The sequence below is a fragment of the Pseudomonas sp. LPB4.O genome, assembly GCF_038383825.1.
Lineage (GTDB): Bacteria > Pseudomonadota > Gammaproteobacteria > Pseudomonadales > Pseudomonadaceae > Aquipseudomonas > Aquipseudomonas putida.
In genome coordinates this window covers 2,952,102-2,973,029 of record NZ_CP151298.1, presented here as the reverse complement: position 1 = coordinate 2,973,029, position 20,928 = coordinate 2,952,102, and the positions used below count along the sequence as shown (strand labels likewise).

Genomic DNA, 20,928 nt, shown 5'->3' with positions numbered 1-20,928 from the left:
AACTATCAAGTGCATTAGCGGCTGAATACGTAACCAGCACACTTCAAAACATCCGCTACAAAAGCATTACAGGAGTCCGTCGAGCAGCGGAATATCGTAGGCCTTGTCCTTTACAATTTTCTTTGAGGTCATCGCTTCTTTTATTTTAACATCATTCCCAGCCACGCCCCCCAACTTAGCAGCACAATGTATCAATACAGCAGGATAAGAATATTCATCTGGAGACATAACAACATCACTTATAGTCCTATCAGTTGGCACGATAGCAGCTAGCATTTTGGGAACATAAAACTCCTCCAGAACAATCCGAATATGACTACAAACCTCATCCGCCAGAGCAGGAGGGGGTGTTTTTATAGCCCCATCCCCCCCGCCACTAAACCGCTTACTGTGCTCACCTGACGAAATGAAAGAAAAACAGCCATCATTAAATAAATTACTTTTGTAAGGAGGGCTGAATTTTGACGCACACTCAAAAAGCTCCCCCCCAGAAACTATCCCGGCAAGCACATAAGAATCTACGCGCGCGAGGTGGTCCAAGAAAAGTTCAGCCACATTTCTTTTATTATACTTAAATTTTAATTTATTCTTTACGGCCATCACGCCATCAAACCTTGAGGCAACGACCTTTAGCTCTTTAAGCAAAGCAGCTTCAAAATACAACCGATTCTCTGAACCCATAATTCACCCATATTTAAGGACGTTAAATATCGCATCATGCACGGCTCCTTTACCACCAAGCAATTTGCCGCGCGCACTTTTAGTATCAACTTTCAGCTTAGCCGCAGTACCGTTGGATGGCTTAATAGTCCCACCCCCAAGGTGTTGCGTAGTATTTGCAGGATTGTTCATGTCAAATACACCTGCGGCTTTTTGGTTTTTAGTAAGCGAACCTGCGCCATGCTTTACTTCGAACACATGCAAATTCCCCTGAGCATCTCTAGCAACGAAATCCGCTCTAACCCTACTTCCATTAACCTTCATGGTAACTTCTTCGGCAACGATCTTAAAGCCGTTACGCTCTAAGTCGTGCATCGCCTTTGATCGTCCCTTCTCACCACTTGCGGCGCTTTTGCACAAGCCTAATGGATCAATCCAGGTCAACGCATTTGGTGCATACTCATAAAGATTATACCCGCCTTGAAGGCTTATCGGATCCTGCGTAATAAATCGCCCTGTCTCAGGATCATAATATCTGAATAGACTATAATGCAGCCCTGTTTCGCGATCAAAGTATTGCCCTTGGAAGCGTAGATTCTGCTCAACCTTACTAACAAGCAGTTGCTCTACCGCCCCCCACGAGCGATACGTCGCCTGCCAAACAATCTTGCCCTCGCTGTCCGTCAGCTCCAACGGCGTCCCAATCTGATCCGTATGGAAGTAGTAAACCTTCTGCTCCTCCCCTTCCACCTGATCGACCCGCGCTAACGGCGCATAGCTACCCGGCTCGTACAGGTACAAGATGCTCTGCCCAGGCGTCTCCTCACGCAGCATCCTCAGCCCCTGCCAGAGGAAGCGCTTCTGTTCGACCTCACCGTTGATCTCAGCCCGCTTGGCCACCCGCCGCCCAAGGCTGTCGTACCGGTACTCGCCTCGGCTTTCCAGCTTGCCATTGACCAACGTCTCCGCCCGCACCAGCCGGTTCTCGCAGTCATAGCTAAAGCTCTGCAGCTTGCTGTGCCCCGAGCGCTTCTCGATCAGGTTGCCCCACGGGTCGTAGCGGTACTCCTGGTCCCGCCACTGTTTGATCCGGTTGTCCTTGACCTTGTCGAATTGCCGCGCATTGAAGTCCAGACGGTTCGCCGCCGCGTCGTAGCGGAACTCCTCGCTGCCGATCAGCGAGCCGGTATCGCGACTGCGCAACTGGCCGTTGGCTTCATATTCGTACTTGATCTCGCCACGCAGCTTGTCGAGGGTGCGCACCAGTTCACCGGCTGGGTCGTACTGGTAACGCCGGTGGATCGGGTTGTAGGCGTGCTCCACCAGCAGCGACGTATTCACGCCAGTGTTGTGCACCTGCGAAAGCTTGTCGGCCGACAAGGTTGACGCAAACTGCCAGGCCTTGCGCCCCATGGCGTCATAACCGAAGCAACTGGTGAGCTTGCCTTGGGTGCGGTACACCTCGCGGTGCAGGTCATCGCGCTCCATGTCACTGATCACCAGCCCGTCCAGGTTCAACTGGTGCAGGTGGCCGCTGCCGTAATACAGGTGATTGACCTTGCGCCCATCTGGCAGGGTAAGCGTGGTCAGGTTGCTGAGTGGGTCGTACTCGTAGCCGAGCGTGCCGTCAGGGCTGATTTCTTTGGTCAGCCGACCGAGCAGATCGTAGGCGTACTCAAGCTTTTCTTCCGTGATCCCAAGCTGCTTGCCGATCCCGGTCGGTTGCCGCGCGATGCTCAGCAACCGGTCACCGTCGTCATAGGTGAATCGCTGTTGTGCGTCGCTATTCAGTTTGGCGATCAGGCGACCAATGGCATCACGCTCGAACAGCGTATGGCGCTCTGGCCGTTCGGCATTCTCGCCATAGCCAATCTCCTCCAGTCGCGTGAGATGGCCACCGACGTTGTAGCTGAAGCGCCGGGTCAGGTTATCCACCCGCACTTCTTCGCTCAGCCGGTCCGACACGTCGTAGGCAAAGCTGTACGTGGCGTTGTTCTCGTTGACCAGCGCGGTCAGGCGAATGGCCTTGTCGTACTCGTAGCGAACCCGCTGGCCCTTGGCATCCTGGCGGCTGCCCGGCAGACCGCGGGCGGTGCGCATCAGGCGGGTGGTCTGGCCCTTGCCGTCGGTGTGGCTGAGCACCTGGCCGTAGACGTTGTAGGTAAAGGTTTCGGTGGTGCCGTCCGGGTGGCTGATGCGCTGCACTTCGCCATCGGGCTTGCGTTCCAGCGTGGTGGTCTGGTTCAGCGCGTCCGTTACCGCGACCAGGTGCTGGCGCTCGTCATAGCGGTAGTACGTGCTCTTGCCCGAGCAGTCCTGATAACGCTCGACCTGGGCCAGGGTGTTCCACCACAGGTACTTGGACTTGTAGGTCGCATCAATGATGGTGTGCGGCAGGCCGTCATCGCTGTTCAGGTACTCGGTCATCTGGCCGAGGGCATCGATTTCGGCGAGCAGGTTGCCCTTGTCGTCGTAGCGCGCCTGCCAGGTGCTGCCATCCGGGTAGCTGACTTTGGTCACCAGCGTGGTCAGGTGGTGGTACTCGTACTGGATCTTGCGCCCCAGTGGATCGGTTTCTTCCAGCAGGCGGGCGTATTCATCGTACTTGAAGGCGAGCCGGTTACCGTCTGGCAGGCCCAGGCCGACCATGTTGCCGTGCTCGTCCAGCTCGATGGCGTAACGTTCGCCACCGTAGTCGCGGCTGGCGACCACGCGGTGGTCGGCGTTGTACTGCACTTGCAGCTCACGGCCGAGCACGTCGGTGGCCCAGCTGGTGCGGCTGTCGAGGTCGTAGCGGAAGTGGTAATGCTCGCCGTCACTGGTCCAGTGTTCGACCACGCGCGGCTTGTCGCCCAGGGTTTGCCAACGGTAGTGGCAGCCCAGGCCCAGGGCGTTGCTGTGGGTCACCATCAGGCCGTCGGCGTAACTGAAGCTGCGCACGGTGTCGCCGTTGCGGTTGATCACCGCGCTCAGTTGGCCGTGTTCGTCGTAGCGGTACTGGGTGAGCGTTTCCACCGCCTCATTGTTGACCACGCGCTTGATGTCGGTCAGGCGGCCCAGCGGGTTGTCGTAGTGCAGGTGCACGCGGGTGCCGCCGGTGGCGCTGATGTCGGTCAGCGTGCCGTCGGGCGTGCGGGTGAAGTGCAGGAAGTGGCCGAGGGCGTTCTCGATGCGTTGCAGCGGCACTTCGGTATTGGTGTCGGGCACTTCGCCGAAGTAGAAGAACAGGTTGTCGAGGGTCTGCAGGATGTAGTGGCCACCCTCGGTGCACACCAGGTACACCTGCTCATGCGGGTTGTAGATCCGTTCGCCCGGTTGCAGGGTCACGAACGGGACTTCGCGGCCTTGGTTGTCGGTGAGGTAGATGAATGCACCCTCGCGGCGCAGGCTCTGCTCCCAGGGCAGCACCCAGCCGCGGCCGAGTACGCTGTCGACCGTGAGGTCGCTGGCGTAGAAGCGCGACCACTCGATCGGCATCAAGCCCGGCAGGCTGAAGTCGATTTCATCGGGGATCAGCTTGCGGCCCGTGGTGAGGTCGACCGGGTTGCCGACCAGGCCGCCGATCGCCTTGCGGGCCACGGGTTCGACCACGTAGCGGCTGGCCACTTCACCGGCGACGAAGCCGGCAGTGAACTTCAGCGCGCAAGGCATGATGGCTTTCATGCCGGCTTGGGTACCGGCCTTGATCAGCTGGGCAATACCGCCTGCGGCACCGGCGATGGCCATCAGCACATCCACGGTGGTGCGCAGCCACTCCGGGACTTCATCGTCCACGGGCAGGTAGCGGTGGGTGCCGCCGCCGATGATGACGTTGTCCGAACCACCGGAAATGGTCGCGCCGCAGGTCAGCTTGTCGCCCTTGCGCGCAGCGGCCACGCTGTTGATGAATACATTGGTCGAGCCTTCGGCAATTTGCACCGGCCCCGGGTGTTTGTCGCAGGCGCCAATGCTTTTTTCAACACGCGCAGCCTTGCGGCTGTTGATGAAGACGTTGGGTGAGGCAGTGGTTATCGTCCCTGAAGGGGACGAGAACATACTGCCTATCGCCTCTCCGGCAGCGGTCAGCAAGCTGCCTCCAATACCAGCTGCGAGGCCGGCCAGCAACGCCACGCCGAACCCGCAGGTGAACGTGGCGATGGCCACCGTGGCAACCAGTGCGATACCCAGGGCGGCGCCAATCAGGAAGCCCCCCAACGCGCTGGTGTGCGATATCTCGTCGCCGAACCTGGCCGCTTCGAACATGAGGGGTTACTCCTGTTCGCCGGGCTCGGAACGGCTTACGGGCGTGCGCGGAATGAAGCTCGCCAGCAGGTTGTCCCAGTCCTGGTTCTGTTGGGCACTGAAATCTGCCTGTGCCGTGGTGGAGAAGATCAGCGCACGGCCAGGGCTGATGATGAAGGCCGCCTGGCGCTGGTAAAGCGGGCGGCCTTGGTTCATGTAATAGGCGTCGATCTGAATACCGGCAATGGGTGCAGTAGCAGAAAGCGCGACGGCCTTGTTGCCCAAACGGGTGTAGCCACGCAGCTTGGAGGTCAGCATCTTGACCTGGCGATCGACATAGGCCTGCAGTGCTTCGTCTGGCAGCAAGGTGTCACGCGAGATGGTGATGCTCAACGGCGCGGGAACACTGGCACCCAAGACGAACATGTTGACCGTGCGGTCCTCGAACCCTGCTGGCAGCGCTATGCCGCCTTCCTGCAACTCGTAATCCATGCGATAAAAATTCCTGATAACAAAAAATGGGGGTCAGCTCAGCGCGAAGCCATCGAGCATGCGGTCAAACTCGGCCAGCCACTGGCTCAGGCCCGGCTTGCTGGGGTCGATTACGCATGAGATATCCAGCCATTGCAGTGACTCGCTGCCGGCGATGGGCACCAGCGCGCCGACCAAGCGACCATGGCGGGGCTCGTGGCCGGCATTGAAGTGAAAATCCACCACTTTGGCGGGGTTACCGGCCAAGTGGCAGTCACGTTTGCGAATCACGCGCAGTTGCGGGCTCATTTCGCGCAAGGCCTCGATTGCACGCTCGAAGAGTTGCTCCAGCGGCTGCCTGGCGCGTACATCACGGCGGCGGATGCTGAGGCTGACTGGCTCGCCTTCATGCTCGAGGGTGGTCTGGATATCGCGGAAACGAAAGCCGACTGGAAATTGCAGGTTGAAACCCGCAAAGGTGAAACCGCTGGCCACATCCTGCAGCACTGCCGGCAAGGGTTCCGGTGTGGGCACAGGTTCGGGCACATGAGCAGCTTCTGCCAGCTTGGCCAGGCGCGCTGCCTCCTCTTGCGCTTCGCGCCTGGCGGAGATGCGGTCGTAGATCGAGGGCTTGTACATGTACCTTGCCTCAGTCGTTGATCCGCACTGCGGCGCCAGTGATTTGGGTAGTATCGGTACTGGTGGTCACGATGACCTTGCCTTTGATCTCGATGCCTTCCGGGGTCAGCGTGATGCTGCTGTCGCCCACCTGCAGGATGATGTGCTGCTTGGCGGCCACCTGGATGAACTGGTTGTCGACCTGCAGGGTGTAAGAACCTTCGGTCACTTGCACCACGGTGTCTTTCTTGACCGTTTCGGTGTGCGTACCGCCAACCGTAATCGAGCGGTTGTTCCCTACATCATGGGTCTCATCCAGCTCGATTTCGGTATCCATGTTGCGCTCGGCATGCATGATGATCTGCTCGGCGCCGGCCTTGTCTTCGAAGCGGAAGAAGTTGGCGGTACCGCCGTCGCCCTTCATCGAACGCGTCAGGAACCCACTCTGGGTCTTGTTCGCCGGCAGCGACCATGGCGGGGTGTTGGTGCTGTTGTACAGGCTGCCCATGATCAGCGGCCGGTCGGGGTTGCCGTCAAGGAACACCACAACCACTTCGTCGCCTATGCGTGGGATCTGGATGCTGCCGAAGCCGCCGCTGGCGCCAGACTGGGTGACGCGTACCCAGCAGGAGCTCTGATCATTGAATTCACCGTTACGATCCCAGTGGAACTGTAACTTCACCCGCCCCAGCTCATCGGTGTAGATCTCTTCGCCGTGTGGACCGACCACAATGGCAGTCTGCGGGCCGCTGATACCCGCCCTTGGGGTGCGCAATGCGGGGCGGAACGGGATTTTACGGCGGATGCAGCTAAAGCTGTTGCGGTAGCCCGCTTCGCCATCGTTGGCGTAGTTGTTCTGTCCCCAATGGGTGACGGAAAGCAGCAGAAACTGGCGATCGTCCGGGGCGTCGTTGTCGTGATCGTAATGCTGGCTCAGCTCGAAGTAATGGCCAGGTTCCATGGCGCGGCAATTACTCTCGCCATGGAAGGTCTTGCCGTCGACCTCCATCGCCTCCAGCCGACGACGTGCCTTGCGCATGCCTTCATCGGAATCGGCATAGCCGTAGAGGCCTTCATATTCAAAGACCTCGTACTGGCCAACCTCGCCCTGCTGATTGACCGAGTTCAGCTGCACCAGATGCGGGTTACCGGGTTGCTTGTAGTCGAAGGACTTGAGGGTCAGGCGGGTTGGCTGCATCCGTCGCGCCGAAGACCACGCCGTGATCGAGTCGGCGGTTTCGGTGACCGAAGCACTGTGGTAGCGGATCAGCGGCTGGCGCTCCAGCTGCGGAAGCATGCTGCTGTCATCGCTGATGATCATGCGATGGCCTTCCTGGGAGTGCTCGAAGGTGAAGAACAGCCCTTCCTGCTCGAGCAGGCGCAGCACGAAATTCAGGTCCGATTCCTGATACTGCGTGCAGTAGCTGATTGGCTTGAGCGGCTGGCTCAGGCGGAACTCATGCTCGGCCAGGGACAGGTAGTAATCGAAAACTTCCTTGACGATCTGCTCGGTGGTCTTGTCCTGGAAGATGCGCGAGTCGCGGCGACGGCTGAGAATCCAGATCCAAGGCACCAGTTCAGCGGTGTAGTTGGCAATGCCGCCATCAGCACCGGTGTGCACGAAGTCCGACACGTGCGCACTGATGTACCTAGTGGTGCCGTCGGCCAAGGCAATCCCCAACGTGACTTTCTTGCCGATAAGCTTCTTCAGTTCGATGCGAGCGTCTTGCGAAATGAGGTGTGCCTGGAAACTGAACAACTCCGAAATCGCCTCGCGGCCGCTGAAGCTTAGGAGTTGCAGTTCTTGCTCGGGAGGCAGTGGAGAATCGAAGGTGAACAGGCGTTGATGCTGGGTGAGCATCGACTCGAGGGCATCCGTAATCATATCAATGCATCCTGCATCAAGCTGGAAATCTCACAATGAAAACGCGCTTGGCTGAGGCTGTCAAATGATGGCGATAAGCCAGAACACCTCACATCGAGGACAAAAGCCGCGTGCAACTGGTGCATCATGGGCCGGTGTATCAGTCGACACTTTCTTGATTAATTACATCGAAATATGTCCTCCCGTTTGATCTGCTGGAGGTCTGGAGTGTAGGCTCCCTACGCCTAGCCATGAGGCAGTAGATCGCGACTATCAGGGAGAATCGCCATGAGCGTGAGCGAAAGCCAACTCAGCCAACTGGACCGGGAGATGGACCAGAATCACCGGGAAATGGTGATCATGTCGATAGAAGACTTCCACGCACAGGCCCAGTTAGCCCAGCAGGCACATGGCGCCACGCAGCCTCCGCAAGTGTGTACTCGCACGCAGGGTGACCTTCTGACCGGTACCTGGAACGGCGTGAAATCCACCTACAATGGCCTGCCCCACACCTTCGTCAACACTACTTGGGGCGTGCCTACGGCCATGGCGGCCTGGGACGCGAAAAACATCGTCGGTTTCATTCGTGACATGAACGGGATGGGCACGAAAGTACGCTACACCGTGCGCAATGGTAAGCAGTACGTGATTCTCACCGGCTACCCAGGCCTGCGCAAAACGCTCAATGCAACACGCTATGGTGTTCAGAACGCCAAGTTGGTCAGCATGGGCATCGGCAAATACGGCGTGCGCGGCTCCTCCATCAAGGGTTTCAAGCTCTCGTGCTATGTGGCGGTAGCCATCGAAGTCGCAGAGTGGGTGTTTGGCGACGAGCACATCATGAGCGACCTGTTTGGCGGCATTGGGGTGGAGTTGATCAAGGCTGGCATCGCTTCGGCGCTCGGCTACGCCGCAGCGCTGGCTGCTGGCGCACTGTTCACGGCAGCCGCAGCACCGGTCATCGCCGGTGCGCTCGTCGTTTTTGCAGTGGGCCTTGGGCTTAATGCACTGGACAACCACTTCGGCATCAAGAGCGCAGTGAAGGCCGGCCTGCGCTATGCCGTGGATCATATCGAGGCAATCCACAAAACCATCACCGAGATCAAGCCAGCCGACCTGCGTCGCTATGCTGAAGAAACGGCTACCAACATCGCAGGCAGAATTGCCGACGAGCTTTACGATGAAGCCAAGTCGTGGATAATCCGCAAAGTGCGCCCCGACGGGATCGACCTGCCAAACTGGCCAAGCGCACCCCGCCTGCCATCGATGCCTTCATTGCCTTCGCTGCCCACGTTCAACCTGCCCAAGTTCTGAAAATGACTACACACTCTTCGCAGATATCCCCCGGGCTATCGCCTCTCAAGATCAGGTTGCTGGCTGTTGGCATGATTGCCGCAATGCTGCTGGTGGGCGCCATTTCCGTTTATGCGTACCTCAACTACCTGTTCCCGCTCTACGGCAGGCTACTGCGCGGGGCCCCAGTGGTCGAGACGCCGTATCTCGCATTTGGCCTGCTCATGGCTCCGCCGGCACTGGCCATTCTGCTGGTTGGCAGCGCGATTTGCGCCTGGACGGGTAAAAAGTTCGACCCTCCTCCTGCCTCACGGCTACACCGTTTCCAGACTCAGATGTTCGGGTTGTCACTGAAGACACTGATTTATGTCGTTCCAGCAGTGATGATACTGACAACCGTGGCGTTGCTGGCCAGAGGCTATTCGCCCTGCCCGAAACTGTTGATATCAGGTTCTGCCTGGCAGTTGTTCTGGGTCAACGATGACCGGGTGTGCTTCAAGCCGGATCACTACATCAACGACAACTGGCCGTGCAAGGTTATCGACGGCAAGGACGTTTGCGTCCAGGTCGATGGGCGGTAAGTTGCCTACCTTGGCCAGGCTCAAAGCGAGTACGGCGGAAAAACCGAAAAGGTAGCAGTTGATAAGCCGCAGTGACCTGGAGACGGGGCGACGGGGATGTACAGCGGCGCCCCTCCGGTCTGCGCACACTCAGGCATTAAATGGACAAACACACACTTAGGGATCAACCCCATCGGGAAGCTTTACAAAACCGAGACCTTAGCCACCAAGGTCAGGTAATTAACATGAAACCTACTACACCACTCAAGTATGTAGACAAAGCGCTCGCGCTGACGATCACTGAACCCTATCCGTGCCTGCCGTAGAGAAGGTCATCGAGCTCATCGCTCAGCGGCGACAGCTCGAACAGCCGGCTCGCCAACCTACGAATATGCTGCGACCAGGCCACCTTGGCCACCCACTCCGACGGCATGCCCGATACCCCGTAGAGCGCCCCCGCAATCTGCCCTGCCGTTGCAGCGACACTGTCGGCATCATCGGCAAGGTTGGCGGCCAGGAGGATCGCGTCCTTGAAGTTGTCGGTGTTCCATACGGCCCACAGTGCTGCTTCCAAGGTATCAATGACGTAGCCGGAGTAGCGGATCTGTTCGCGGCTCTTTTGCTTGTACTCGCCCGCATTGATGATCATCGGGCGAGGCCGCAACGAACGCACCGCTGGGGCCAGGGCCTCTTCCTTGTCTGCACCGTTGAGCGCCAGATGCAGCTGTGCCGCAAACAGCAGACAGCAGTTCACTGCCTCGTCGGCGTTGTGGGTCACGCTGCTTTGCGTGACGCTTTCCCACCAGCTTGCCGACAGCGAGTGCCGGCGGAAGATTGCCGTAGGCGCAAGGCGGATGATGGAGCCATTGCCAGCCGTCGAGGGGTCATAGTTGCCCTGCCAGGTAATGCCCTCGCGCAGCCAGCCTTCAAGGGCATTGCGCGTGGCATTGCCGAAATCGAAACAACGACCGTTGGCACTGTTTTCCCCGCGCCGGTACCAGCGGACCAAGGCATCTGCGTAGGTGGCGTAATCGAACTTGCCCTTGCTCACATACGTGTCTGCCAGGCACAGCGCCATGCTGGTGTCATCAGTCCACTCACCCGCAACAAGGTTGAACGGGCCACCCCCGACCATGTCGCTCACCTGGCCCCTGTCGCGGGCCTGGAACTCGAGCGTGGTGCCGACCGCATCGCCGATGGCCAGGCCAAGCAGCGCGCCCTTGGCGCGGTCCAGTGCCTGGTCCTGTGATAACGTCCAGGATCTGTTGTCCAGCCATGCTGGTTTGATCCGCGGCAGCCAGGGAATGCTCAGGCACACATGAAAGACCATCCCGAACTCTACGTAAGGTCCCCTGTTCTTTTCCGACTTACGGCCATCGGTCTGATGCTGTCCATGCTCGCCATGGGAGCACTGGCGGTGTACGCCTTATGGACGGATATCGTACCCCTCTACGGCGGGATCTACCGTAATGCGCCGGTCGTGGAAACCCCGCTCAAAGCTTTCTTCATGATTGCATTCATTCCCCTAGGGCCTTGCCTGATCGTTGGTAGCCTGATCGCCGCATGGACCGGTCGAAAGTTTGACCCACTGAAAACCTCTTGGCTGCATGGGTTCCAGCTACGCTCGCTGCAACTGACGGTTGTGCTGATGGTTATCGTCGCACCGACAATGATTACGCTGACCACAGCAACGCTTTCGGCAAAGGGCTACTGGTCGTGCCCGAAGCTCAGGATCTCGGGCTCCGGTTGGCAGATGTTCTGGGTTAACGATGAACGCGTGTGCTTCAAGCCGGATCATTACATCAACGACAATTGGCCATGTAAGGCAATCAATGGCAGAGACGTTTGCGTACAGGTCGATGGTCGCTGAGTTGGATGCAACCGGCTGCGCCGGTGTTCGCGGGCAATCCCGCACCTACCCGCACCTACCCGCACCTACTAGCATCGCGCTAGCTATCGCTTTTGCACAATACAGTTACCCCGCTGGATGCGACGAAACTCGTCGCAGGGCCATCATCCTGACGCGCTTCCCCAACCCCGCAACGGGCAGGCGGCCAGCGCACAAAATGAGAACTGATTCACTTTTTGAAAAAAACTTTTGCCAAAGATTTTCATCTCTTCCCAGCCCCTTTCGCACCCAGTCTTTAGGGCTTAACCCCCCAATTCCTGCGACCAAGACCACTGTCAATATCACAGCGCCATTATTGCGTAGCGTCGTACAACATTGAAAAAATCGCCCCGCTCGCCGGAACTTCTTCCCCAGCGAGGTGCCCTACTCGGCATTGCTGGCAACACAATATTCATGTGCCAGCACTCAGATTTGCCGTAGCCGATGGCTCAATTTCAGGTCGACGCCACTGGCGTTCAGGACGATCAAGCAGGCACATGGACGCGATGTACCGATGACACAATCATTCGATGTCGAAGCACTGATCAAGCTGCGTAGCCAGACGCGGGCGATCTCCGATGCGCTGAAGGCGCAGGCGGCGGATTACCTTGCCACCGTGGCACCGCTGATCCGTCCGCAAACCCTGTTTGGCGAATACCTGCAAGGCGCCCAGCGCAGCAGCGGGCGCGAAACCCAGGGCCACTTCCAGGCCCTGGTCGAACTCTACGAGCGTATCGGCTCGGCCGCGCCGTTCCAGCTGGTCACCGAGCTGGAAGTACCGCTGAACCTGATCAGCACCACCCCCGAACTGTTCCCGCTGGAATACGACAAGGTCCTCGAACAGAGCGGCCAGACCATCCGTATCACCAGCCCAACCCGCTGGGTAGTGGGCTTCCACGCCTTCGACCTGGCGCGGTTTCGCAATGTCATCAAAGACCACAACCGCAGCAGCGCCGAGCTGTACCGCTTCGTGGTGCACTACCTCGTGCTGTTCTACTGCCTGAGCAAGTCGCCTGGCCTGGGCCGGCTGTTCGAAGGCCTGCGCTACGGGCTGAGCTTCGAACGCCTCAAAGGCTTTGGCGACCTGCCGTTCTGCGTCATCAGCTCGCCGGTGCGCTCGGAACTTCCCGACGATTCGGTCATCCGTAGCAGCACGCAAATTGCCGGCAACACCAGCTTCGAAGAACTGGTGGGCCGCGACAACATTCTGGAAATGAACGACGACATCCGTCAGCGCCTGCTGCTGACGATCGAAGGACTGTAACCCGCAGGGCCCCACACCGGGCCGCGCAATGATTCGCAGCGAACTGCTAGCACTGGAGAACACGATGGCGAAGAAGGAAAGCACCCAGCACAAACTCGACCGCGTCCGCGCGCCGCGGGTCCATATCACCTACGACGTGGACATCGGCGATGCCATCGAGAAAAAGGAGCTGCCCTTCGTCGTCGGCGTACTGGGCGACTTTTCCGGCAACCCGCTGGAGCCGCTGCCCAAGCTCAAGGACCGCAAGTTCGTCTTCATCGACCGGGACAACTTCAACGGTGTGCTCAAGGGCATCAAGCCACGCCTGACCTACCGGGTCGACAACACCCTGGCCAAGAACGGCACCCAGCTGGGCGTGGAGCTGAACTTCAACAGCCTTGAAGACTTCGAGCCACAGAACGTGGTCAAGCAGGTCGAGCCGCTGCGCAAGCTGCTTGAAGTGCGCAACAAACTGGCCGACCTGCGCAACAAGATGGGCGGCAACGACAAGCTCGAAGAGCTGCTGATGGACGTGCTGCAGAACACCGAAAAACTCAAGACCCTGGGCAAGGAATTCGGCCGTGAAGCCGAAGTGAAAGACCCATCCAGCAGCGATCGCGCCTGAGCAGGAGCCCGAACATGACCGACAAGCAAACCGCACCGCAACAGGCCGGCGAACTGGTCGAAGTAGAAAACTTCGCGCCACAGCCCTCACTGCTGGACAGCATCATTTCGCAAAGCCGCGTGGCCCGTTCCGACACCGAGCGCAACCGCACCCGCGACCTGATTGGCGAATTGGTGAACCAGGTGCTCGAAGGTGAGATGACGCCGAGCAAAGACCTGATCGCCGTGCTCGACTCGCGTATCGCCGAGATCGATTCGATGCTCTCCGAGCAGATGAACGAGATCATGCACGCCCGCGAGTTCCAGCAGCTGGAAGCCTCCTGGCGCGGCCTGAAATACCAGGTAGACCAGACCGAAACCAGCACCACGCTGAAGATCCACCTGCTCAACGCCTCGAAGAAGGACCTGGTACGCGACCTGAAGGCCGCCAGCGAATTCGACCAGAGCGCGCTGTTCAAGAAAGTCTACGAAGAAGAATACGGCACTTTCGGTGGCGCGCCGTTCGGTATGCTGATCGGTGACTACGAGTTCAACCGCAACCCCGAAGACATGTACCTGCTGGAAGAGATCTCGCACGTGGCAGCGTCGGCGCATGCACCGTTCATCTCCGCCGCCTCCCCCGAGCTGTTTGGCTGGGACTCGTTCACCGAGATGTCCGCCCCGCGTGACCTGGCAAATCTCTTCGACACCGTCGAATACGCCAAGTGGAAGTCGTTCCGCGCCTCGGAAGACTCACGCTACGTCGGCCTCACCCTGCCCCACGTGCTCGGCCGCCTGCCATATGGCCCTGATACCACGCCGGTGGAAGAATTCAACTTCGTCGAAAGCGTCGACGGCCGCGACCACAACAAGTACCTGTGGATGAACGCCGCCTATGCCCTCGGCACCCGCGTCACCGATGCTTTCGCCCGCTACGGCTGGTGCGTGGCCATCCGCGGCGTAGAAGGTGGCGGCCTGGTCGAAGGCTTGCCAACCCATACCTTCAAGACCGACGACGGCGAAATCGCCCTCAAGTGCCCGACCGAGATCGCCATCACCGACCGCCGCGAAAAAGAGCTGTCGGACCTGGGCTTCATTCCCCTGGTGCACTGCAAGGGCACCGACTACGCCGCGTTCTTCGGCACCCAGTCGGCGCAGAAGCAAAAGCAATACAACACCGACATCGCCAACGCCAACGCACGCCTGTCGGCCCAGCTGCAGTACATCTTCGCCACGTCGCGCATCGCCCATTACATGAAGGCAATAATGCGCGACAAGATCGGCAGCTTCGCCTCGCGCATGGACGTGGAGCGTTTCCTCAACCAGTGGCTGGCCAGCTATGTGCTGCTGGACGACACCGCCAGCCAGGAGGCCAAGGCCAAGTTCCCGCTGCGCGAAGCCCGCGCCGAGGTGTTCGAGGTACCAGGCAAGCCAGGCGTGTACAAGGCTGTAACCTACCTGCGCCCGCACTACCAGCTCGACGAACTGACCGCCTCGCTGCGCCTGGTCGCCGAACTGCCTCAAGGGGCGCGCGGCTGACAAGCCGGTGTGTACAGGGATGACACATGAGTAACCAGGCCCGCCTGCTGCCCTCGCTGCTCGACCGACTGCTGGACGACCGTCCGTTCCAGTCGGCCGAGCCGGCCGCGCAGCGCACCTGCTCGCTGGCCGAGTACAAGGCCAGCATCGTCCGTGACCTTGAGGTGCTGGTGAATACCCGCCAGTCCCTGGTCGCCGAAGAGCTCGACGGCTTCAGCCAGCTCGGTGGTTCCATCCTTGAATACGGCATGCCCGACTTCATCAGCCGCAGCGTGCTCGACCCACATGACCGCCGCCTGATCCAGCAACAGCTGGAGCGGGCGATCAGTACCGGAGACCGGCGTTTCCGCCGGGTCCGTGTGCAGCTGTTGGCCCAGCAGAATGGCCACCGCATGTTGACCTTCCGCGTGGACGCCGTATTGCGTCTGCAGGACATCAGCCGCCAGGTCTCTTTCGACGCCGTGCTGCAGGTCAACACCCAGGAATACAAAGTGCAGAACCTCAACTGATGCTCGACGAACTGCTGCCCTACTATGAAAAGGAACTGTCGCACCTGCGCTTCCTCGGCCAGGAGTTTGCCGCGCAGTACCCGAAAATCGCTTCGCGCTTGCTGATCGAGGGCGACAACTGCGAAGACCCGCACACCGAGCGCCTGATCGAGGCGTTCTCGTTCCTTTCTGCGCGGGTGCACAAGAAGCTCGATGACGAGTTTCCGGAAATCGTCGAATCCTTCCTTGAGGTGCTGTACCCGCATTACCTGCGCCCTACCCCCTCGATGTCGATTGCCGAGCTGAGCCTGGGCAGGCACGAGAAAGTCTCCGAAGCGTACCGGGTGGCGCGCCATACCGAGATGCATGCCAACGCCATAGAGGGCGTGGTGTGCAAGTTCCGCACGTGCTACCCGGTAGAGCTGTGGCCGATTGCCGTGCAACAGGCCTCGTTCGTCGAAATGGAACGTTCGGCCTTCAACGGCCACAGTGCCGACCTGGTCGCACACCTGCGTATCCGCCTTGCAGCCACCGGCGATGCTCTGTTCGGGCAGATGCAAATGGACCGCCTGCGGTTTTTCCTCGACGGCGAAGCAACGCTCATGCTGCACCTTTACGAATTGCTGTTCAATAACCTGGCCAAGGCGACCTTGAGCTTCAACGACGAGGGCCGCAGCCGTGAGGTCGCACTGCCCGTCGATGCCCTCAAGGCCGTAGGCTATGCCCGCGACGAAGGGCTGGTTGACTACTCGGAGCGCTCGTTCCTTGGTTACCGGCTGCTGCACGAATATTTCACGTTCCCCGACAAGTTCATGTTCTTCGACCTCAGTGGCTTTGCCCGCATTCTGCAGGGCAAGGCCATCGAGCAGGTCGACATCAATTTCTATTTTTCCGACTACGACCTTGGCGAGCGACTGGCGCGGTTGACCCAGAATATCGGGCGCAACAACTTCAAGCTCAACTGCACGCCCATCATCAACCTGTTCCGCCAGCAAGCCGAGCCGATCAAACTGACCCACACCCAGCACGAGTATCCGGTCACCCCGGACACCCGGCTGCACAACGCAGCAGAAGTGGTATCCATAGACCGTGTGCGTCGGGTTCGTAAACTGGGGGGCACCGACCAGGTTGCCACTTGCCAGCCGTTTTTCGAGCCGCGAGGCGAGCAAGACCCGCACAGCAGCTTCTGGGTTGCCCGGCGGCGCGCCCAGGGTGACGCCACTGCCATGAGCATTCGCGTGGTCGACCGCGACCTGGAGCTGATCAGCGCCAGCAGCGACACCCTCAGCATCGCCCTCACCTGCAGCAACCGCGATGTGCCGCTCATGCTCCCGTTCGGCGGCGAGCGTGGCGATTTCAACATTCCCGCCAACTCGGTAATCAAGGATATCCGTTGCCTGCGCAAGCCCACCGCCACGGTGCGCGTGCCATTGGGCAAAGGCTTGATATGGCGCCTGATCGCGCACCTGTCGCTGAACCATATGTCACTGGTCAGCCAAGGCCGTGAAGTGCTGCTGGAGCTGTTGTCGCTTTACAACTACCGCAACGTCTCGGCCATCCGCAAACAGATCAACGGCATCAAGGCCATCAACAGCGAGCCGGTAGTTGCGCGTATCGGCCATCCGCGGCCGAACTTCGTGCGGGGCGTGGGCATTACCCTCACCCTCGACGAGCACCAATTCACCGGCAGTGGCGTGTTCCTGTTCGGCATGGTGCTGGACCACTTCTTCGGCCAGTACTGCTCGATGAACAGCTTCACGCAACTGACCCTGCGCACCCAACAACGAGAAAAGAGAGTCGTCCAATGGCCAGCACGTACTGGCGATCAGCCCCTGGTCTGATCGATCAGGCCCGAGCCGAGCCGCACCGATTCGAATTCTTTCAATTGGTGCGCCTGCTCCGCCTGCACTACAGCCGCACCGGGCGCATGGACCTGGCAACCCGGCCCCACGAAGATCCGCTGCGTTTCCGCACCCAGCTGTCGCTGGCGTTTCCGGCCAGCGAAGTCAGCGACCTGCACTTCGAGCACGCAGGCAAGGTCTCGCCGGCCGGCCTGCCACTGTCGGAAGTGCAGGTTACCTTCATGGGCCTGGTCGGGCCTTCAGGCGTGCTGCCGCGTCCGTACACCGAGTTGCTGCTTGAGCGCCATGTGCAGTTTCGAGACGATGCCGCTCATGCCTTTCTCGACATTTTCTCGCACCGCATGACCACGCTGTTCTACGAGGCCTGGCAAAAATACAAATTCCATATCGAGCACGAGCGCACTGGCAGCTCGGGCTTCGATGGCTACCTGCTCAACCTGGTGGGCCTCGGCCCGCGGGCGCAGAAGCTCAAGTTTGAAGAACAACCGTCAGCATTGCGTCGGGAGCTGTTCAGCTATTTTGCCGGCCTGCTCAGCCAGAAGCCGCGCAATGCGCTGAACCTCGAGCGCATGCTCGGCTTCTATTTCTCGCTGCCGATCCACGTCAAGCAGTTTGCCGGGCGCTGGTTGCACCTGCCGCCTGAGCAGCGCACCCAGCTTGGCCGGCGCAACGCCCAGCTTGGCCACAGCGCCGTTGCTGGCAAGCGGGTGTGGGACTACCAATCGTGCATTCGCATTGAGCTGGGCCCACTGAGCCTGGCCGATTACCAGCGCTTCCAGCCTGGTACCGAGTGCTATCGCAAACTGGTCGAGCTGGTGCGCTTCTATATAGGTGCCGGCCTGGACTTTGAAATCGCCCCGCGCCTCAAGCGCGAGGCGGTACCGTGCGCCCGGCTCGGCCGCAACGGCAATGTCGCGTTGGGCTGGCTCGGCTGGCTCAAACGCCCTGGCCGTGACGCGGAGCCTTCGCGTTGCGCCGTTTTCCAAATTCCTTACGATGGGGTCGCCTTGTGAACCTGAAGTCGCTGTTCGCCAAGCTCAACGAAACCAGCCGCACGGCCACCGAAAGCGCAGCGGCCCTTTGCCTGTCAGAGCACCACTACGATGTCGAGGTGGAACACCTGCTGCTGCAGTTGCTCGACACCGGTGACAATGACCTGGCCCCGATCCTGCGCCACTATGAGGTGGTCGCCGAGCGCCTGCAGGCGCAGCTGGTCACCGCCCTGGGCACGTTCAAGAAAGGCAATACCCGCACCCCGGCGCTGTCGCCGCACATTACCCGCATGATCGAGCAGGCCTGGCTGCTGGCGTCGATCGAGTATGGCGTCGGCCAGGTGCGCAGCGGCCACCTGCTGCAAGCCCTGCTCGACGACGCCGAACTGCGCCGGGTGGTCGTTGCCTCGGCGCCGGAGCTGGAAAAAATCAATGCCAACGACTTGCGCCTGAACCTCGCCGCGCTCGTCGAAGGCAGCGCCGAATCCCGCCAGGCAAGCGCCCTGGCCAGCCCGGCGGCACCGGTGGCCAACAGCAGCAAGGCAGGCGGCAAGACCCCTGCGCTGGACCAGTACACCGTCAACCTCACCCAAAGTGCACGCGAAGGCCGCATCGACCCAGTGCTGGGCCGTGAGTTCGAAGTGCGGCAGATGGTCGACATCCTCACCCGCCGCCGGCAGAACAACCCGATTCTCACCGGTGAAGCCGGCGTGGGCAAAACCGCCGTGGTCGAAGGCCTGGCCCTGCGCATCGCCCAGGGCGACGTGCCAGCTGTGCTCAAGAACGTTGCCGTGCATACCCTCGACCTTGGCCTGCTGCAAGCCGGCGCCGGGGTAAAGGGTGAGTTCGAAAACCGCCTGAAGGCGGTCATCGAAGAGGTCAAACGCAGCCTGCACCCGATCATCCTGTTCATCGACGAAGCCCACACCCTGATCGGCTCTGGCGGCCAGGCCGGGCAGAACGACGCTGCCAACCTGCTCAAGCCGGCGTTGGCGCGTGGCGAACTGCGCACCATCGCCGCCACCACCTGGGCCGAATACAAGAAGTACTTCGAGAAGGACGCCGCCCTCGCCCGCCGCTTCCAGGTGGTAAAGGTCGAAGAGCCTGACGAGGACAAGGCCATTCACATGTTGCGCGGGCTGCTGGGCAAGATGCGCGAGCACCACAAGGTGGCGGTGATGGACGAAGCGCTGGTGCAGGCGGTGCGCCTGTCCAGCCGCTACATCACCGGGCGCCAACTGCCTGACAAAGCGGTCAGCGTGCTCGACACCGCCTGTGCGCGCATTGCCCTGGCACAATCGTCGCAGCCTGGCTTGCTGGAAGACTGCCGTCGACAGATCGACAACCTGCAGGCAGAAATTGACGTGCTTGGCCACGAAGCCGGCAAGGGCCACGACCATGCCCGCCGCCTGGGTGAGCTGCAGGCCAGCCTGCAGGCCAAACAGCAGCAGGAACAGCAATTGAACGAGCAGTGGCAGCAAGAGCTGGCGCTGGTCGAACAGCTCAAGGCGCTGGATGCCGCCAACGACGCCGATGCCGGGCAGCTCAATAGCCTGCGCGCCGAACTGGTTCGCGTACAAGGCGACCAGCCACTGGTGCACGCGCTGGTCGACAGCGGCGCCATCGCCCAGGTCATCAGCGGCTGGACCGGCATCCCGCTGGGCAAGATGCTGCGTGACGAAATCGACACCGTACAGCGCCTGCCCGCCCTGCTCGGCGAGCGCGTGCTGGGCCAGGACCATGCCCTGCACGAAATCGGCAAGCGCATCAAGATTTCCCGGGCGCGCATGGAAGACCCGAACAAGCCGATCGGTGTGTTCCTGCTGCTCGGCCCCAGCGGCGTCGGCAAGACCGAAACCGCCCTGGCCCTGGCCGATACCCTGTACGGCGGCGAGCGCAACCTGATCACCATCAACATGTCCGAATACCAGGAGGCTCACACCGTGTCGAGCCTCAAGGGCTCGCCACCCGGCTACGTCGGCTATGGCGAAGGCGGCGTGCTGACCGAGGCGGTGCGCCGCAAACCGTACAGCGTGGTGCTGCTCGACGAGGTTGAAAAAGCCCACCCGGACGTGCTCGAACTGTTCTTCCAGGTATTCGACAAGGGCGTACTGGACGACGGTGAAGGCCGCGAAATCAATTTCCGCAACACGGTGATCATCCTCACCTCCAACACTGGCACCGAGCGCATCATGCAGACCTGCCTGAATGCCACCGAGCTGCCCACGCCGCAGGCCATCGTCGAAGGCCTGCGCGACGAACTCAATCATGTGTTCAAGCCGGCCTTCCTTGGCCGCCTGAGCATCGTGCCGTTCTACCCGGTGCAGGACCAGATCCTGGAGCGCATCGTCGCCCTCAAGCTCGCGCGCATCGCCAAGCGCTTCGCCCGCAACCACCAGGCCGAACTGAGCTACGACGAGGCGCTGGTCAAAGCCATTGCTGCGCGCTGCACCGAGGTCGACAGCGGTGCGCGCAATATCGACAACATTCTGTCCCAGACCTTGATGCCCGAACTCGCCCAGCGCGTGCTCGAACGCATGGCCCAGGACACGCCCATCGAACGCCTGGTGATCGAATTGGGCAGCGATGGCGACTTCGCCTATCGCCTGGCCTGATCAACGACCGG

16 protein-coding genes are annotated in these 20,928 nt (G+C 60.2%); 10 read left to right on the top strand and 6 right to left on the bottom strand.

Features of this window, described 5'->3' with window-relative positions:
- Window positions 1-66: 66 nt before the first annotated feature.
- The 5 genes from MRBLPB4O_RS13255 to tssI are packed head-to-tail and all read right to left on the bottom strand — an operon-like array spanning window position 67 to window position 7,855.
- Window positions 67-681, bottom strand: a complete 615-nt coding sequence (locus MRBLPB4O_RS13255) for a hypothetical protein (RefSeq protein ID WP_341798792.1) — start codon at window positions 679-681, stop codon at window positions 67-69.
- Between the two features lie 3 nt (window positions 682-684).
- Window positions 685-4,902, bottom strand: a complete 4,218-nt coding sequence (locus MRBLPB4O_RS13250) for an RHS repeat-associated core domain-containing protein (protein WP_341798791.1) — start codon at window positions 4,900-4,902, stop codon at window positions 685-687.
- A gap of 6 nt (window positions 4,903-4,908) precedes the next feature.
- Window positions 4,909-5,373: a DUF1795 domain-containing protein gene (locus tag MRBLPB4O_RS13245; protein ID WP_341798790.1), complete on the bottom strand. Its 465-nt coding sequence runs from the start codon at window positions 5,371-5,373 to the stop codon at window positions 4,909-4,911.
- A gap of 33 nt (window positions 5,374-5,406) precedes the next feature.
- Entirely contained in the window at window positions 5,407-5,991 is a 585-nt protein-coding gene (locus MRBLPB4O_RS13240) for a DcrB-related protein (RefSeq protein WP_341798789.1), read from the bottom strand.
- A 10-nt stretch (window positions 5,992-6,001) separates the two neighbouring features.
- Window positions 6,002-7,855, bottom strand: coding sequence for a type VI secretion system tip protein TssI/VgrG (gene tssI / locus MRBLPB4O_RS13235; protein WP_028613922.1), 1,854 nt, complete (start codon window positions 7,853-7,855; stop codon window positions 6,002-6,004).
- A 267-nt stretch (window positions 7,856-8,122) separates the two neighbouring features.
- Between tssI and MRBLPB4O_RS13230 the strand changes: the two genes are divergently transcribed.
- Both MRBLPB4O_RS13230 and MRBLPB4O_RS13225 read left to right on the top strand, forming a co-directional pair.
- The gene (locus MRBLPB4O_RS13230) at window positions 8,123-9,148 is read left to right on the top strand and encodes a hypothetical protein (RefSeq protein WP_341798788.1); all 1,026 of its coding nucleotides are present in this window, start codon (window positions 8,123-8,125) and stop codon (window positions 9,146-9,148) included.
- A 71-nt stretch (window positions 9,149-9,219) separates the two neighbouring features.
- A complete protein-coding gene (locus MRBLPB4O_RS13225) occupies window positions 9,220-9,708 on the top strand; it encodes a hypothetical protein (protein WP_341798787.1) in 489 nt (162 codons plus the stop codon).
- Between the two features lie 286 nt (window positions 9,709-9,994).
- Here MRBLPB4O_RS13225 and tri1 read toward each other — a convergent pair whose 3' ends face one another.
- A complete protein-coding gene (gene tri1 / locus MRBLPB4O_RS13220) occupies window positions 9,995-11,017 on the bottom strand; it encodes an ADP-ribosylarginine hydrolase Tri1 (protein ID WP_341798786.1) in 1,023 nt (340 codons plus the stop codon).
- On the opposite strand from tri1, the gene MRBLPB4O_RS13215 reads away from it, so the two are divergent.
- The 8 genes from MRBLPB4O_RS13215 (at window position 11,006) to tssH (ending at window position 20,917) form a co-directional block, all read left to right on the top strand.
- Window positions 11,006-11,557, top strand: a complete 552-nt coding sequence (locus MRBLPB4O_RS13215) for a hypothetical protein (RefSeq protein WP_341798785.1) — start codon at window positions 11,006-11,008, stop codon at window positions 11,555-11,557. The two genes, tri1 and MRBLPB4O_RS13215, sit on opposite strands and share 12 nt — an antisense overlap.
- 532 nt (window positions 11,558-12,089) lie before the next feature.
- Window positions 12,090-12,839, top strand: coding sequence for a hypothetical protein (locus MRBLPB4O_RS13210; RefSeq protein WP_341798784.1), 750 nt, complete (start codon window positions 12,090-12,092; stop codon window positions 12,837-12,839).
- A 64-nt stretch (window positions 12,840-12,903) separates the two neighbouring features.
- Window positions 12,904-13,443, top strand: a complete 540-nt coding sequence (tssB, locus tag MRBLPB4O_RS13205; RefSeq protein WP_012272397.1) for a type VI secretion system contractile sheath small subunit — start codon at window positions 12,904-12,906, stop codon at window positions 13,441-13,443.
- A 14-nt stretch (window positions 13,444-13,457) separates the two neighbouring features.
- Window positions 13,458-14,960: a type VI secretion system contractile sheath large subunit gene (tssC, locus tag MRBLPB4O_RS13200; protein WP_341798783.1), complete on the top strand. Its 1,503-nt coding sequence runs from the start codon at window positions 13,458-13,460 to the stop codon at window positions 14,958-14,960.
- A gap of 26 nt (window positions 14,961-14,986) precedes the next feature.
- Window positions 14,987-15,469: a type VI secretion system baseplate subunit TssE gene (gene tssE / locus MRBLPB4O_RS13195; protein ID WP_028613918.1), complete on the top strand. Its 483-nt coding sequence runs from the start codon at window positions 14,987-14,989 to the stop codon at window positions 15,467-15,469.
- Window positions 15,469-17,289 carry a type VI secretion system baseplate subunit TssF gene (tssF, locus tag MRBLPB4O_RS13190; protein WP_341798782.1) on the top strand — a complete coding sequence of 607 codons (1,821 nt, stop codon included), beginning with the start codon at window positions 15,469-15,471 and terminating at the stop codon, window positions 17,287-17,289. The genes tssE and tssF overlap by 1 nt, the downstream gene beginning before the upstream one ends.
- The gene (gene tssG / locus MRBLPB4O_RS13185; protein WP_341798781.1) at window positions 17,253-18,323 is read left to right on the top strand and encodes a type VI secretion system baseplate subunit TssG; all 1,071 of its coding nucleotides are present in this window, start codon (window positions 17,253-17,255) and stop codon (window positions 18,321-18,323) included. Before tssF ends, tssG begins: the two co-directional genes overlap by 37 nt.
- Complete coding sequence (gene tssH, locus MRBLPB4O_RS13180; RefSeq protein ID WP_341798780.1) at window positions 18,320-20,917, top strand: type VI secretion system ATPase TssH; 2,598 nt, start codon at window positions 18,320-18,322, stop codon at window positions 20,915-20,917. The genes tssG and tssH overlap by 4 nt, the downstream gene beginning before the upstream one ends.
- The last annotated feature ends 11 nt before the right edge of the window (window positions 20,918-20,928 follow it).